Below are 13,802 nucleotides of genomic sequence, written 5' to 3' on the forward strand. Positions count from 1 at the left end.
TATGCGCTGACCTCATCGAACGTACGGACCGGGGACCGGTGGGAGCCATGGCGCCACCACCCTGATTCCCCTGGGGCAGACCCCCGTGTCCGATGGTGGGGCTGGCTGCACCATCGACGGCCAAGCCGACGAAAGGGTGATGCACGCCACATGGTGGTACGGCCTGTCGTCGATCGAAGAGGAGTACCCTCGGCGACTCCGCCCGCTAGTCAAATTTGAGGAATCAGACATCGCTGTGCACAGGCACCCTGCGGCAACGCCCTCCGAGATCGCCGAACTGTCCCGCTGCTCCGCGGTCTTCGTCCCCGCGGATCCGGCACGTACCGGCAGGGTCGCGTTCTGGAGTCCGGACGGTAGCACCCCCTGCGACACTCCCGGGACCGTGTCGGAGCTGACCGTGGTCGGAGCCGACCTGCGGCCCCGTACGGTGCCGGCGCTCTTCCTCCCCGCGCGGGACGCTCTGCCGGTGCTGACCCGGGCCCGCGCCGCCGCGCACGCCTCGCCCGCCACCGCCTTCTGGGGCGCCGCCGCGCTCCTCGCTCTCCAGCTCGTCGCCCGCGGTCTGCTGCTGCCGGGGCTGAGCACGACCGACCACGACGCCTGGCGGATCGGACCGTTGAGCACCGAGGACCTCGAGCGGATCCGGGAGCTGGCGGCGTCGATGCCGCCGACCGCGCACGCGACTCCCGTTCCGGACGGGAGGGACGGGGAGCCGTCGCTGCCCGAACCGGAGCGCCTGCTGCGTGCGTTCCTCGATGCGGTGGCCGACGCGATGCCGCGCACCCCTGCTGCCGGGTTCGTCGCCGCCGGCCCCGCGTTCACCGCCCAGCAGCCCCAGCACCTGCCCGAGGGGCGGTCCTGGGCGGCCGATGTGGCGGCAGGTCACGACGCGGGCGTACGGCTTTCGTTGCGTATCGAGGTCACGGGCGTGGACCCGCGGCCGAGCGGCACGGGAGCAGACAGCGAAGCCATCCCGTGGGCGGAGGGGCCGGGATCCGGGACGCGGAAGGAAAGGCCGGGGCCCGGTGCGGACGTGGCCGCGCCATCGTTCCGTGCCGTGCTGCAGATCCACAGTGTCGGCGACCCCTCCCTGGTCGCCGATGCGGCCGAGGTGTGGGCGGGCGGCTCGCGGACCGCCGCCGCGTTCGGGCCGCGGGCCCGGATGGATGCCCTCCTCACCCTTCGGCGGGCCGCCCGCGCCTGGCCCCCGCTGGCGCCGTTGCTCTCCGCCGCGGTGCCGGACGCGGTGGAACCGGCCGACGAGGAGATCGCGGAGCTGCTGGGGTCCGCCTCGCGTGCCCTGGCCGCCGCCGGCGTGCAGGTGCACTGGCCCAGAGAACTGGCCAGGAAGCTCACCGCGCGCGCCGTGATCGGCCCGGACGACGGGGACGCCGCGGACCGGGAGGGAGACGGGCACGGGGCCGGGCCACGGGGGCGTAACGCTGCGGACGCGCCCTCGTTCCTCTCGGCCGACGCCCTGTTGTCGTTCGACTGGCGGTTCGCTCTGGGCGACCAGAAGCTGACCCGCGAGGAGTTGGAGCAACTCGCCGAATCCAGCAGGCCCATCGTGCGACTGCGCGACCAGTGGGTGCTCATCGACCCCGAGGAGGCGCGCCGGGCCCGGGAGACCCAGGACCGCAAGGTCACTCCGATCGACGCTCTCGGCGCGGTGCTGACCGGTTCCACGGAGGTGGACGGCCGTCGCGTCGAGGTGGCGGCGACCGGCTGGCTCCAGCGGTTGCGGGACCGGCTGGCCGATCCGGAGTCCGCCGCCCAGCAGTCGATCGGGCAGCCCGAGGCGCTCACCGCGACCCTGCGCGACTACCAGGTGCGCGGTCTGAACTGGCTGAACACCATGACCTCGCTCGGCCTCGGGGCCTGCCTCGCCGACGACATGGGCCTCGGCAAGACGATCACGCTCATCGCCCTGCACCTTCACCGGCAGAGCGACCGGGACGCGGCGGGCCCCACCCTGGTGGTGTGCCCGACGTCGTTGATGGGCAACTGGCAGCGGGAGATCGAGCGGTTCGCGCCGGGCACCCCCGTCCGCCGCTTCCACGGCGCGTCGCGTTCCCTGGAAGGCCTGGTGGAGGGGGAGTTCGTGCTGACGACGTACGGCACGATGCGCCTCGACGCGCCCCGGCTCGCCGCCGTCACCTGGGGCATGGTCGTCATCGACGAGGCGCAGCACGTGAAGAACCCGCACTCGGCGACGGCCAAGCAGTTGCGGACGATCGGCGCCCGGGCCCGCGTCGCGCTCACCGGCACCCCCGTGGAGAACAACCTCTCCGAGCTGTGGGCGATCCTGGACTGGACGACGCCCGGTCTGCTCGGCCGGCTCGGCACCTTCCGTACGCGGTACGCCGCCGCGGTCGAGGGCGGCAACGATCCGGGCGCCGCGGAGCGACTCGCCGCACTGGTGCGGCCGTTCCTGCTGCGCCGGCGCAAGTCCGACCCGGGGATCGCGCCCGAGCTGCCGCCGAAGACCGAGACCGACCGGGCCGTGTCGCTGACGCCGGAGCAGACCGGCCTGTACGAGGCGGTGGTCCGCGAGACCCTGGCGGAGATCTCCGCCGCAGACGGCTTCGAGCGGCGGGGGCTCGTGATGAAGCTGCTGACCGCCCTGAAGCAGATCTGCAATCACCCGGCTCAGTACCTCAAGGAGGAGCAGCCGCGGATCGCGGACCGGTCGGGGAAGGTCGAGCTGCTGGACGAGCTCCTCGACACGATCCTGGCCGAGCGGGGTTCGGTGCTGGTCTTCACGCAGTACGTGCGGATGGCCCGGCTGTTGGAGGAACACCTGGCCGCGCGCGGGGTCCCCACGCAGTTCCTGCACGGGGGTACGCCGGTGGCCCGGCGCGAGGAGATGGTGGCCCGCTTCCAGACGGGCGAGGCGCCGGTTTTCCTGCTGTCCCTCAAGGCGGCGGGTACCGGGCTCAACCTCACCCGCGCCGGTCATGTCGTCCACTTCGACCGCTGGTGGAATCCGGCGGTCGAGGCGCAGGCGACGGACCGGGCGTACCGGATCGGCCAGACGCAGCCGGTGCAGGTGCACCGGCTGATCGCCGAGGGCACGATCGAGGACCGGATCGCCGAGATGCTCGCTCGCAAGCAGGGCCTCGCGGACGCGGTGCTCGGCTCCGGCGAGGCGGCACTGACCGAACTGACCGATGCGGAACTGGCCGACCTGGTCGAGCTGCGAGGGGGCGCACGATGAGCGACGACTACGACTTCGACTTCGATGACAAGGACGACCACGGATACGGGGCGGGCGACGCGGACGCCTCGGACGGGGGCGACGACGGTGGGGCCTCGGGGGACGGGCGGCGCGGACCGGAGCGTACGTTCGCGGCGTTCCCCCCGGCGCAGGGCCGGGGTTTCGCCACGTCCTGGTGGGGCCGGGCGTGGCTCAAGGCGCTGGAGGACACGGCGCTCGACGGCCAACAGCTCAAGCAGGGGCGGCGGCTGGCCCGGGAGGGCAGGGTCGGGGCGGTCTCCGTACGGCCGGGGCGGATCACGGCCGTGGTGCGGGACCGGGACGGGACGGCCTACCGCAGCGATGTCCTGCTGCAACAGCTCGGGGCGGGCGCCTGGGACCGGTTCCTGGACATGGCCGTGGACCGGGCGGGGCACATCGCGGCGCTGCTGGACCGGGAGATGCCGCCGCACCTGGTCGAGGACGCGGCGGGCGCCGGGGTCGAGCTGCTGCCCGGCATCGGCGATCTGGAGCCGGAGTGCACCTGCGGGACCTGGGACCACTGCCCGCACTCGGGTGCTCTCTGCTATCAGGTGGCGCGCTTGCTGGACGAGGACCCGTTCGTCCTGCTGCTGATGCGGGGGCGCGACGAGCGGGCGCTGCTGGACGAGCTCCAGGTGCGCAGCGCCGCCCGTGCGGTCCGCGGCGGCGTCGGTGACGGTGACGGGAGTGCGTGGGAGCCGGCCGACGGGCCGGAGCGGGAGGCTCGCGGTGTCCCGGCCGGGGAAGCGTTCGCGGCGGCCGGGATCCTGCCGCCGCTCCCCGCTGCCCCGTCGGCCCCCGGCGCCCCCGGGATCGGGCCGTCGTTGGACACGGACACCGCGCCCGCGCCCGGGATCGACCCGGCGGCGCTGGAGGTGCTGGCGGCCGACAGTGCGGTACGGGCCCACCGGATGCTGCTGGACGCCCTGCTCCCGGGGCACGAAGGGCAGCCGCTCCCGGTGGAGCTGACCCCGCAGCAGGACGCGGTGCGGCTGGCCGCGGACGCCCGGCCGGAGGCGCGGATCGGGGCCGCGCTGGCCACGGGGTCCGGCCGCCCGCCCGGGGATCTGGACGCGGCGGTCCGCGCCTGGCGGTACGGCGGGGTCGCGGCACTCGCCGTGCTCGACGAGGAGTGGACGCCGGATCCGGAACAGCTGGCGCGGGCCCGCGCCCGGCTCGGCGAGGCGTGGGAGGCGGACGAGCGGCCGGCACTTCGGGCAAGCGGGCGGGCCCGCTGGACGGTGGCGGGCGCCGACCTCCAGCTCCGGCTCGACCGGAACGGGCGGTGGTGGCCCTACCGCAAGGAGCGCGGACGGTGGGTGCCCGCCGGACCGGCCGACGACGACCCGGCGGGGGCGCTGGCCGGGGCCGACGACCGGGCGGTGGACGTGTCGGACATGACGAACGCGGCGGTCTGAATCGGCGGTGGCAGCGGGTCCTGGGCAAGGGGCTGGGGCGGTGCCCGGGCTCAGGAGGCGAAGGGACCTGGCGAGTCCGTCGTTCTGAATCGGCCGAGGGAGCGGGCGCTGGGCAAGGGGCTGGGGCGGTGCCCGGGCTCAGGAGGCGGAGGGACCTGGCGAGTCCGTCGTTCTGAATCGGCCGAGGGAGCGGGTCCTGGGCCAGGGCTGGGGCGGTACCCGGGCCAGGAGGCGGAAGGACCTGGTGAGTCCGTCGTTCTGAATCGGCCGAGGGAGCGGGTCCTGGGCCAGGGCTGGGGCGGTACCCGGGCCAGGAGGCGAAGGGACCTGGCGAGTCCGTCATTCTGCGGGAAGCGGTCGCTTGCGGATGTGCGGGATCGGCACGCGCGTCCGGAGCGCGGCTGCGGGGAACCGGATCTCCGGCGGGATCGTCATCCGCATCGACGGGGGTGATCCGCAAGCCCGGGGGACTCACCGCCTCAGCTCCGTGTCGCACCCACATACCCGCCCAGGGGCCCGGCCCCGGCCACGGCCCCAGGAGTGCTGTTGCACCGTAGGAGAATCATCCAGTGCGCCGCCGCGTCGATGGCTGCGGCGGCGGTCCTGCCGTCGTCGGTTCGCGCCGTGGCGGCGCCGAAGGGGCCCACCGACTACGCGACAGCTCTCTGGGCTCCGGCCGCCCCCGCCAACTACACCGTCCCCTCGCGCCCTTCCGAGCGCCGGATCGACCGTGTCGTCATCCACGTCGCCCAACAGTTGTTCACGCCGACCGCGGGCATCTTCCGCAATCCCTCCCAGCAGGTGTCGGCCCACTACGTCGTGCGCTCCGGCGACGGCCATGTCGCCCAGTGCGTACGCGAGAGGGACATCGCCTGGCACGCGGGCAACTGGAGCTGGAACACCCGCAGCATCGGCATCGAGCACGAAGGGTGGGTGGACCGCCCGGAGTTCTTCACGGACGTCATGTACCTGCGGTCCGCCAGGCTCACCGCGGACATCTGCGACCGTCACGGCATCCCCAAGGACCGGGAGCACATCGTCGGCCACCACGAGGTACCGGGCAGCGACCACACCGACCCGGGCGTCCACTGGGACTGGGAGCGCTACCTCCGGCTCGTCGGCGACGCCACCTGAGCGCCCTCCCCCACCACCCGTGGTGATGACTCTCCGCACCGAGGTTGTCGCGGAGGCCGACGGCGACGACGATGGGAGAGCACGACGGCCCTGGACGGGAGGGTGAGTTGACGGATCCCTGGGTGGCCCTGGCGGCGGACACCGATCCCGGCGAACGGAGCGGCGCGCTGCGCCGCGCCCACGACGTGTTCACCTCGGCAGGGCGGCTGGAGCGGCCGGTCCGCGCGGTGGTCGGCGCGTCCTGGCGGCGCTCGGCGCGGGCGCGGGTGAGCCCGGACGACGCCCCCGTCGTGGAGCTCGGCCCGGACGAGCTGGGGCCCTACCGGGCGGCGCATCCCCTGGCCCGTGCGATGCCCGTGATCCGCGAGCTGATGGGCGCGTACGCGACGGACGGGGAACACCTGCTGGCCGTCTGCGACGCCCACGGCCGCCTCCTGTGGGTCGAGGGCCACAAGGCCGCGCGGCGGCGGGCCGGTCTGATGAACTTCGTGGAGGGCGCCCGTTGGGCCGAGTCCGTGGCGGGGACGAACGCACCGGGAACGGCCATCGCGGTGGACCGCCCGGTCCAGGTCTTCGCGGCCGAGCACTTCCTGCGCCCGGTCCAGCAGTGGACCTGCGCGGCGGCGCCGTTGCACGATCCCCGTACGGGCCGGGTGCTGGGAGCCGTGGACATCACGGGCGGCGACCGGCTCGCCCATCCGCACAGTCTGGCCTTCGTCCAGGCGGTGGCCCGGGCCGCCGAGTCGCAGCTCGCGCTGCTGACACCGTCTCCCGCGTCCGACGTCGAGTCGGTGCGGCTGAGCGCGCTGGGCCGGGACGAGGCGCTGGTGGTGGCGCGGGGGCGGCGGCTACGCCTCAGCCGGCGGCACAGCGAGATCCTCGTCGCCCTGGCCCGGCGGCCGGAGGGCCTGAGCGGAGACGAGCTGTTGGTCGAGCTGTACGAGGACGAGTCGGTGACCCCGGTGACGCTGCGGGCCGAACTCTCCCGGCTCCGACGGCTGCTGGGGCCCGACCTGCTGGACTCGCGCCCGTATCGGCTGGCTCTCCCCGTGGACGCCGATTTCGACACGGTGACGCGCCGGCTGGGTTCGGGCGCGGTGGCGGCGGCGCTGGACGCGTACACGGGCCCGCTGCTGCCGGGTTCCGGTGCCCCGGCGGTGGTACGCCTGCGGCGGCGGATCGAGGAGCAGTTGCGGGCCGCGCTGATCGCCCGGGGCGATCCGGGGTTGCTGGCCGACTGGGCCTACAGCCCGTGGGGCGAGGAGGACCTGCCGGTGTGGCGCGCGCTGGCCGGGGCGGCCCCGGCGGACCAGCGGGCGGCGTTGCAGGCCCGGGTCCGGGGGCTCGACGCCGAGCAGCGCGGGTAGGGGGATGGTCGGCCGGGTGGCTCGTGTGGTGGGGCATTCGCCGGCCAGGAGGCGAGGGCCCGGTGTCAGGGCCGGAGGGCCGGAGGGCCGAGGCCGGGGCCGGGGCTGGGAGCCAGGGCCCCGGCCGGGGCTGGGGGCCAGGGCCGGGGGCCGGGGCCAGGGCAGGGGGCCAGGGCGCGGGCCGGGGCCGGGGGCCAAGGCGCGGGCCGGGGGCCAGGGGCCAAGGCGCGCGGGCCAAGGCCAGAGGGCCGAGGCCAGGGATCGCGGTCAGGGCCCGTAGAGCGGCGCCCGGCCAGGGCGGCTCCCCGGGCTCCCCTCCCCCGCGACGCGACGCCGCTGCAACGCCCTTGCAACGTCCCCGTACCTAACCTCGCGCCGAGGGCCGTCCAACGGCGGGCGGCACCGGATCCGGGAGGCCACAGAGATGACCCGTTACGCTGCGCCGGGCACCGAGGGCGCGATCGTCACGTACGCGTCCCGCTACGACCACTGGATCGGCGGCGCGTACGTCCCGCCGGCCCGGGGGCAGTACTTCGAGAACCCGAGCCCCGTCAACGGCCGGCCGTTCACCGAGATCGCGCGCGGCACCTCCGAGGACATCGAACTGGCCCTGGACGCCGCCCACGCGGCGGCGCCCGGCTGGGGCACGACGTCCGCCGGAGACCGGGCGTCGGTGCTGAACAGGATCGCCGACCGGATGGAAGCTCACCTGGAGGAGCTGGCCGTCGCCGAGAGCTGGGAGAACGGCAAGCCCGTGCGGGAGACGCTGGCGGCCGACATCCCACTCGCCATCGATCACTTCCGCTACTTCGCGGGGGCCCTGCGCGCCCAGGAGGGTTCGCTCAGCGAGATCGACGACGACACCGTCGCGTACCACTTCCACGAACCGCTGGGCGTGGTCGGGCAGATCATCCCGTGGAACTTCCCCATCCTGATGGCCACCTGGAAGCTCGCCCCGGCGCTCGCCGCGGGCAATGCGGTGGTCCTCAAGCCGGCCGAGCAGACGCCCGCCTCGATCCATTACTGGCTCGGCCTGGTGGCGGATCTGCTCCCGCCGGGCGTCGTCAACATCGTCAACGGCTTCGGAGCGGAGGCCGGCAAGCCCCTCGCTTCCAGCCCGCGGGTCGCGAAGATCGCCTTCACCGGTGAGACCACGACGGGGCGGCTGATCATGCAGTACGCCTCCGAGAACATCAAGCCGGTGACGTTGGAGCTGGGCGGCAAGTCGCCGAACATCTTCTTCGACGACGTGTCGCGCGCCGACGACGACTTCCTCGACAAGGCCCTGGAGGGCTTCACGATGTTCGCCCTCAACCAGGGCGAGGTGTGCACGTGTCCGTCACGCGCCCTCATTCAGCGCGGCCACTACGGCGCGTTCCTGGAGGCGGCCGTCGCCCGCACGGAACAGATCGTTCCGGGTCACCCGCTGGACACCGACACGATGATCGGCGCCCAGGCCTCCAACGACCAGCTGCAGAAGATCCTTTCGTACCTGGACATCGGGCAGCAGGAGGGCGCGAAGATCCTGACCGGCGGTCAGCGCATCGAGCACGGAGGCGAGCTGGAGGGCGGCTACTACGTCCAGCCGACGGTCTTCGAGGGCGACAACCGGATGCGGGTCTTCCAGGAGGAGATCTTCGGCCCGGTCGTGGCCGTGACGTCGTTCACCGACTTCGAGGACGCCATCCGCACGGCGAACGACACCCTGTACGGGCTCGGGGCCGGAGTCTGGACGCGCGACGTCAACACGGCCTACCGGGCGGGGCGCGGTATCAAGGCGGGCAGGGTCTGGACGAACTGCTACCACGCCTACCCGGCCCACGCCGCGTTCGGCGGCTACAAGCAGTCGGGCATCGGCAGGGAGAACCACAAGATGATGCTGGAGCACTACCAGCAGACCAAGAACCTTCTGGTGTCGTACTCGGCACAGAAGCTCGGGTTCTTCTAGGAGCACGAAGAAAGGCGCCTGACCTGGGGCTTTGACCCATCAGGCGCCTTCCGCTGGGCTCGCTCGGAGCTGAGCACGGTATACGTGGTAACTCCCGGTTCCTCCCGCCGGTATCCCGCTCCTGACCAGCTCCTCCGGACCAGTCACAACGAAATGCCAGCGCCCTGCGGAGACGCTTGTGGCCCATGGAACAATCCTCTTCAGCCACGGGCGCAGGGGGATGACGCCGTATGGAACGGGTTGGGGATGCACGGGGGCTCGTGCTTGGTTACGTCGACGCTCTGAACGCGGTTGATGAGGCCATGAGGGCGGCGATCCCCTCGCTTGAGCGACTCGCAGACGTCCTCGGCTTGGTCCGTTCGCACCGGATCATCAACCGGAGTGGGCAGGTCGGCACCCACTCCTACACGGTTCATGGGGCCGGGTGCCGCTTCATCGGCGACAACGGCACGGTGATCGACGTCGACTTCGCACCCGACGGGAGCGAAATCTTCGACCTCTGGCGGCTCCGTCAGTACGGGCTGAGCCTGTCCGAGCCTCTTGACGTCACTGATCAAGACCTGCGGACCGCCGTGCGGTCCCTGCAACCGCTTCTGACCGAGGTGCGACCGGGGTGGTTCAGCGTCGCCAGCTGATCGCTTCAGGATGAGCTCGCCGGCGGCGCAGGCATATGCACCTTGCCCAGTCCGGAGCCGTGAGCGACGCCGCGTCGGGCGAACATCGGATTGATGCCGCGCTTCCACAGCCGGTTGCCGCCGGTGAGCGTGACGGCGAGCGGGGTTCCGTGACGGTCGACGATCAGGTGGTGCTTCGAGCCAGAGCGGGCCCGATCGACGGGCAAAGGTCCGACGTGATCCCCCCTTAAGCGCCCGGACGTGCGATCCGTCCACAGAGCGGTCGTCCAGGTCCAGCAGGCTGGCGCGACGAAGCTCGGTCAACAGGGCGGCGTGCAGGCGCGGCCAGACGCCGGCCTCGGTCCAGTCCCGCAGTCGAAGGAGGAGTTCATCAACGGCGAACACGCCTGCGCGGTCACTTGCGTCCGCATCGGGACCATGTTCGTGGCCTGGCTTCGGTTGAAGTAAGGCGATGCCCGGCCCTGACGTTCAGCCAGGGCGGGGCACCTACCTCTCCCGTTCGAATTCTGAGCTGGACGACAGCCCGGCTCACCTTGCGAAAAGGCCCTCAGCGGAATTCGAGCCTCAGGCTGTGTGCCCTGTGGTCGACTCCGAGGTCCCGGCAGTCGCCGGTGGTGGTCTGGCCGACGCGCACCCACGCTGTGGTCAGGTACGGGTCGGGGCTCCACCGGTGGTCGCACCGGCCCTTCACCCGGTACTCGCCGGTGCCGGTGGCGCAGTGACCGTGGGCGAAACGCTGGTTGTTGCCCGATGTCCAGGTCGTGCAGTTACCAGGAGCTGCCTGCGCTGTGCCGCCCGAGGCGCACACCAGACCGCCCGCGAGCACCACCGCACTCATCAAGATCGCAGTCTTCTTCATCTGCCCTCATTTCTTCCTGCTCCCGACGGAGCGTTCTTCACTCAGCGAGGGCAGTGGATGCTGCTGCCGTTGTCCTGGAGCAGGTCGTCGCGCATCCAGCCGGCGTAGCCGGTGGACAGATTGCGCGCGTAGGTCCAGGTGGATCCGTCCTGGCCTAGGGTCCAGCAGTGGTAGTTGATGGTGTGGCTGAGGTGCGCGAGCCCCCGGCTGGAGCACGAGGTGCTGGAGCCGGTGCGCATGTTGACGCCGTTCGCCTTGCCGGTCCCCTGGACGGGATCCAGGTCAGGCGGGGTGCTGCCGCACGCGTAGTGCGCCGGGGCGGCTGTCGCGGGACTGGTCAGTGCCAGCGGACTCAACAGGGCGGCCGCTGCGGTGAGCGGTAGGAGCCGTGCGGTGAGGGGCATCATGGTCTGCTTCTCCCAGATCGGCGGGGCGTGGTCCGAAACGGGCCCGCGGTGCCCGGTCACCGGAATGATGGGCCGACGCCTGCCGCGCCGACAACGCTTTAAGCAAGGGCTTAAACCCCGCCCTGGATGAACCGCTGCGCCTTCAACGCGACACCACCACCGGCGCCAGCACCCGCGAGCGCCTCGACGCGGCCGGCACCGCCGACGTCGCCGCCACCCTCAGGCCCTGGCCACCCCGTCCCGGCTCTACATCATCGCCCGCCTCCAGGAAGGCACCTGCTCAGTGGGCGACCTCGCTGAAGCCGTCGGCATGGAGAACTCGACCTGCTCCCACCAGCTCCGCCTGGTGCGCAACCTCGGCCTGGTGACCGGAGAACGCCAAGGCCGCAGCATCGTCTACTTCCTCTGCGACAACCACGTCGCCGAACTCCTCGACCGGGCCCTCTACCACGTCGAGCACCTGCGCCTCGAACTGCACGACACCTCGGCCCGCGAACACGCCGCCACCGGCCGCTGACACAAGCGCCCACCTTGAGACGCCAGGTCGACAGCTGGAGCACGTGCCACCGAAGTGCGCGAGCTCCAGCGATTCGCATAAGCCGGCCATCGACTCCGCCCGCGCGATCGACCACCGGCTACACCGAGCTCGACCTGATGGACTCAATTGACGACTCCGAGAACAAGGTTCTTCTCTACGAGTACGACGAACTCGGCCGCAAGACTAGCGGGGCACAGCGATCACACAGCGTCCGCAAGACCGGATCGGTCGATGATGACGAGACGGGGACACCATGAGGACGGCGTGCGCGACGGTTTCCTCGGCAGCCGCCACTCCCTTCCCGGAACAACCGAGGAGACCGAAATGAAGTCGACCAACCCCCTGCGCTCCGCGCTCGTGGCCTGCGTCATGGCACTCGCCGCGGCGTCCACCACACAGGCCGCGCACGCGGCGCCCCCGCGTGTGATGGACGAGTGCGCGTCCAACGCGATCTGCCTGTGGACGGGCGTCAACTACACCGGCGTCAAGTACACCTGGACAAGCGGCTACAAGGACCTCCCCGCGGCCTGGCGCGATCACTCCTACTCCTTCATCGCGAACCGCGACGGCGGGTTCATCGACTGGAGTGGTGGCCAGAAGCTCTGCCGCACGGTCAAGAGCGGCCACTACGCCACCCGCTACGACCAGGGCTTCGGGACGAAGATCGACGCGGTCGACGCCCGGTGCTGAGGGGAGGCGATCCCTGCGCACATAGGCAGAGCTGAGACAACCGTGGCCGGAGGGAGGGAACTCCTCCGGCCACTGTTGTTCCCCCCTGATCCCGGCCGTCAACCAGGGCAGTCCCATGCCCGGCACCGTCGGCGTCGCCGCATCCGACAGCGAACAGGCGATCAGCTTTGATATGCGCGGGCAGCAGGCAGACGAACAGAGGGAGCAGAGCGCGTCCTCGCAAAGGCAACCGCGGGGACACATCATCGTGGCGCTGTGCCGGAACCGCGCCTGCCGCCGGCGGGACGCGGACCCCGGCTTCCTGGTCCGGAACGGCCTGGGCGGGAGAGAGGACCGGCACTCGCCGGAGCACGTACAGGATCCGAGGTCGTGCTGGTGATCCGGAAGACATGCCCGTGGAGGCCCCGGTGCGAAGGCGCGCAGGTCGGCCTCATAGGCTGCTCGCATCAGGGGGGAGCATGCCGCATCGGGCGCATGTCCTGTGCGGATGATGTGAGGCAACAGCTGTGAGACGTCGAGTTCTGAGTGTGGCCCTGGTGTGCGCCGCGGCACTGAGCAGCGGGTGCGCTCAGCAGACTTCGGAGAGCAGGGCACAGCCTGCCGCGAGCGGCACGGCCGCCGCTGCCTCTCCGCGCGCCAACTACACGCAGATGGTTCGGGCAGCCGTCCAGGAGACCCGTGGGAGCAGCGCCCGTACGGTGATGAAGACCGAGATGGGGACCACCCCGGGCGAACCCATGTACACGATCACGGCCAAGGGCGCACACGACTTCGCCCGCAATTCGGGGAACGTCACCGCCAAGGTGGGAGACGTCGCCGAGTTCGAACAGGTCCTCACCAACGATCGGATCTACATCCGCGGCGGCACCGGCACGGAGACCATGCCCTGGTCCTACACCGATCGCGCCGATGCCAAGGTTCAGCACGTGCTCCGGTCTCCCGGGAACGACGCCGCCCACATTCTGCAGCAGGCCTCCATGAGCTCCGGGTACGACCGGTTCGGCACGGAGACGGTGGCGGGCACCGCGACCACCCGCTACAGCGCTCCGCTCAGCTACAAGGCACTCGTTTTCAACATGGCCAAGGAGGCACGCGGGAAGTCGGACCAGCTCCGGGACATGATGGGCGGCGAGATTCCCGCCACCGCCGATGTGTGGGTCGACAAGCGGAAGCGTGCCGTGCAGATACGCCTGTCTCTGGAGATCCCGGGCTCCGTGTCCTCGACCACGACTCTGACTCTCACCGACCTTGGGCTGGCGGTCAAAGTCACTGTTCCGACCGCCGAGGGCGTCGAGGAGTCGGACGCGATTTCCGGATGAGCGTCCCCTTCACGAGCCTGGTGGTGCGCGGATCGAAATTGTCGGCGGACTTGGTACGCGACTCCACCTGGCACGGCACCGACGTGGCCGGCCTCATCGCCGGCATCGCCCATGACGCGAAGGCCCAACCCATCCGCGTCAGCGGTCGCCGGCGGCGACGGTGATGACGTTGACATCTCCGCCCTCGCCGTAGCACTCATCCTTCAAGTACTGGCATCGGACCACGTCGGCGGGGGGACGACGGTGCTG

Annotated in this window: 11 protein-coding genes and 2 pseudogenes; 10 read left to right on the top strand and 3 right to left on the bottom strand. The window is 71.4% G+C overall.

Going from position 1 to position 13,802, the window contains the following annotated elements; all coding sequences use genetic code 11:
* The first annotated feature begins 235 nt into the window (after positions 1-235).
* The 6 genes from ACFWRV_RS07640 (at position 236) to ACFWRV_RS07665 (ending at position 9,740) form a co-directional block, all read left to right on the top strand.
* Positions 236-3,217, top strand: a complete 2,982-nt coding sequence (locus tag ACFWRV_RS07640; protein ID WP_384329694.1) for a DEAD/DEAH box helicase — start codon at positions 236-238, stop codon at positions 3,215-3,217.
* The gene (locus ACFWRV_RS07645) at positions 3,214-4,656 is read left to right on the top strand and encodes an SWF or SNF family helicase (RefSeq protein ID WP_384329697.1); all 1,443 of its coding nucleotides are present in this window, start codon (positions 3,214-3,216) and stop codon (positions 4,654-4,656) included. The genes ACFWRV_RS07640 and ACFWRV_RS07645 overlap by 4 nt, the downstream gene beginning before the upstream one ends.
* 546 nt (positions 4,657-5,202) lie before the next feature.
* Positions 5,203-5,790 (top strand): N-acetylmuramoyl-L-alanine amidase, encoded by a 588-nt coding sequence (locus ACFWRV_RS07650; protein WP_384329700.1) that lies wholly within the window; start codon positions 5,203-5,205, stop codon positions 5,788-5,790.
* A gap of 107 nt (positions 5,791-5,897) precedes the next feature.
* Complete coding sequence (locus tag ACFWRV_RS07655; protein ID WP_384329703.1) at positions 5,898-7,157, top strand: GAF domain-containing protein; 1,260 nt, start codon at positions 5,898-5,900, stop codon at positions 7,155-7,157.
* Between the two features lie 424 nt (positions 7,158-7,581).
* Positions 7,582-9,105, top strand: a complete 1,524-nt coding sequence (locus tag ACFWRV_RS07660) for an aldehyde dehydrogenase family protein (protein ID WP_384329706.1) — start codon at positions 7,582-7,584, stop codon at positions 9,103-9,105.
* Between the two features lie 230 nt (positions 9,106-9,335).
* Complete coding sequence (locus ACFWRV_RS07665; protein ID WP_384329709.1) at positions 9,336-9,740, top strand: DUF6896 domain-containing protein; 405 nt, start codon at positions 9,336-9,338, stop codon at positions 9,738-9,740.
* 41 nt (positions 9,741-9,781) lie between these two features.
* On the opposite strand, the pseudogene ACFWRV_RS07670 reads toward ACFWRV_RS07665, so the two are convergent.
* From ACFWRV_RS07670 to ACFWRV_RS07680, 3 genes and pseudogenes are all read right to left on the bottom strand, one after another.
* Positions 9,782-10,097 (bottom strand): annotated as a pseudogene (locus tag ACFWRV_RS07670) (IS5/IS1182 family transposase); the annotation flags it as partial.
* Positions 10,098-10,287: 190 nt separating this feature from the next.
* On the bottom strand, positions 10,288-10,599 hold the full coding sequence (locus tag ACFWRV_RS07675) for a hypothetical protein (protein WP_384329712.1): 312 nt from the start codon (positions 10,597-10,599) through the stop codon (positions 10,288-10,290).
* A gap of 41 nt (positions 10,600-10,640) precedes the next feature.
* Positions 10,641-11,006, bottom strand: a complete 366-nt coding sequence (locus ACFWRV_RS07680) for an SH3 domain-containing protein (protein ID WP_384329715.1) — start codon at positions 11,004-11,006, stop codon at positions 10,641-10,643.
* Between the two features lie 134 nt (positions 11,007-11,140).
* On the opposite strand from ACFWRV_RS07680, the pseudogene ACFWRV_RS07685 reads away from it, so the two are divergent.
* The 4 genes and pseudogenes from ACFWRV_RS07685 to ACFWRV_RS07700 all read left to right on the top strand — a co-directional run bounded on the left by ACFWRV_RS07685 (position 11,141) and on the right by ACFWRV_RS07700 (position 13,717).
* Positions 11,141-11,523 (top strand): annotated as a pseudogene (locus ACFWRV_RS07685) (ArsR/SmtB family transcription factor).
* Between the two features lie 345 nt (positions 11,524-11,868).
* Positions 11,869-12,234, top strand: a complete 366-nt coding sequence (locus tag ACFWRV_RS07690) for a peptidase inhibitor family I36 protein (protein WP_384329718.1) — start codon at positions 11,869-11,871, stop codon at positions 12,232-12,234.
* A 650-nt stretch (positions 12,235-12,884) separates the two neighbouring features.
* Positions 12,885-13,553, top strand: a complete 669-nt coding sequence (locus tag ACFWRV_RS07695; protein ID WP_384329721.1) for a hypothetical protein — start codon at positions 12,885-12,887, stop codon at positions 13,551-13,553.
* Entirely contained in the window at positions 13,550-13,717 is a 168-nt protein-coding gene (locus ACFWRV_RS07700; protein WP_384329724.1) for a hypothetical protein, read from the top strand. The genes ACFWRV_RS07695 and ACFWRV_RS07700 overlap by 4 nt, the downstream gene beginning before the upstream one ends.
* Positions 13,718-13,802: the final 85 nt, after the last annotated feature.

It is taken from the genome of Streptomyces sp. NPDC058576, from assembly GCF_042718715.1.
In the GTDB taxonomy this organism is placed as follows: domain Bacteria; phylum Actinomycetota; class Actinomycetes; order Streptomycetales; family Streptomycetaceae; genus Streptomyces.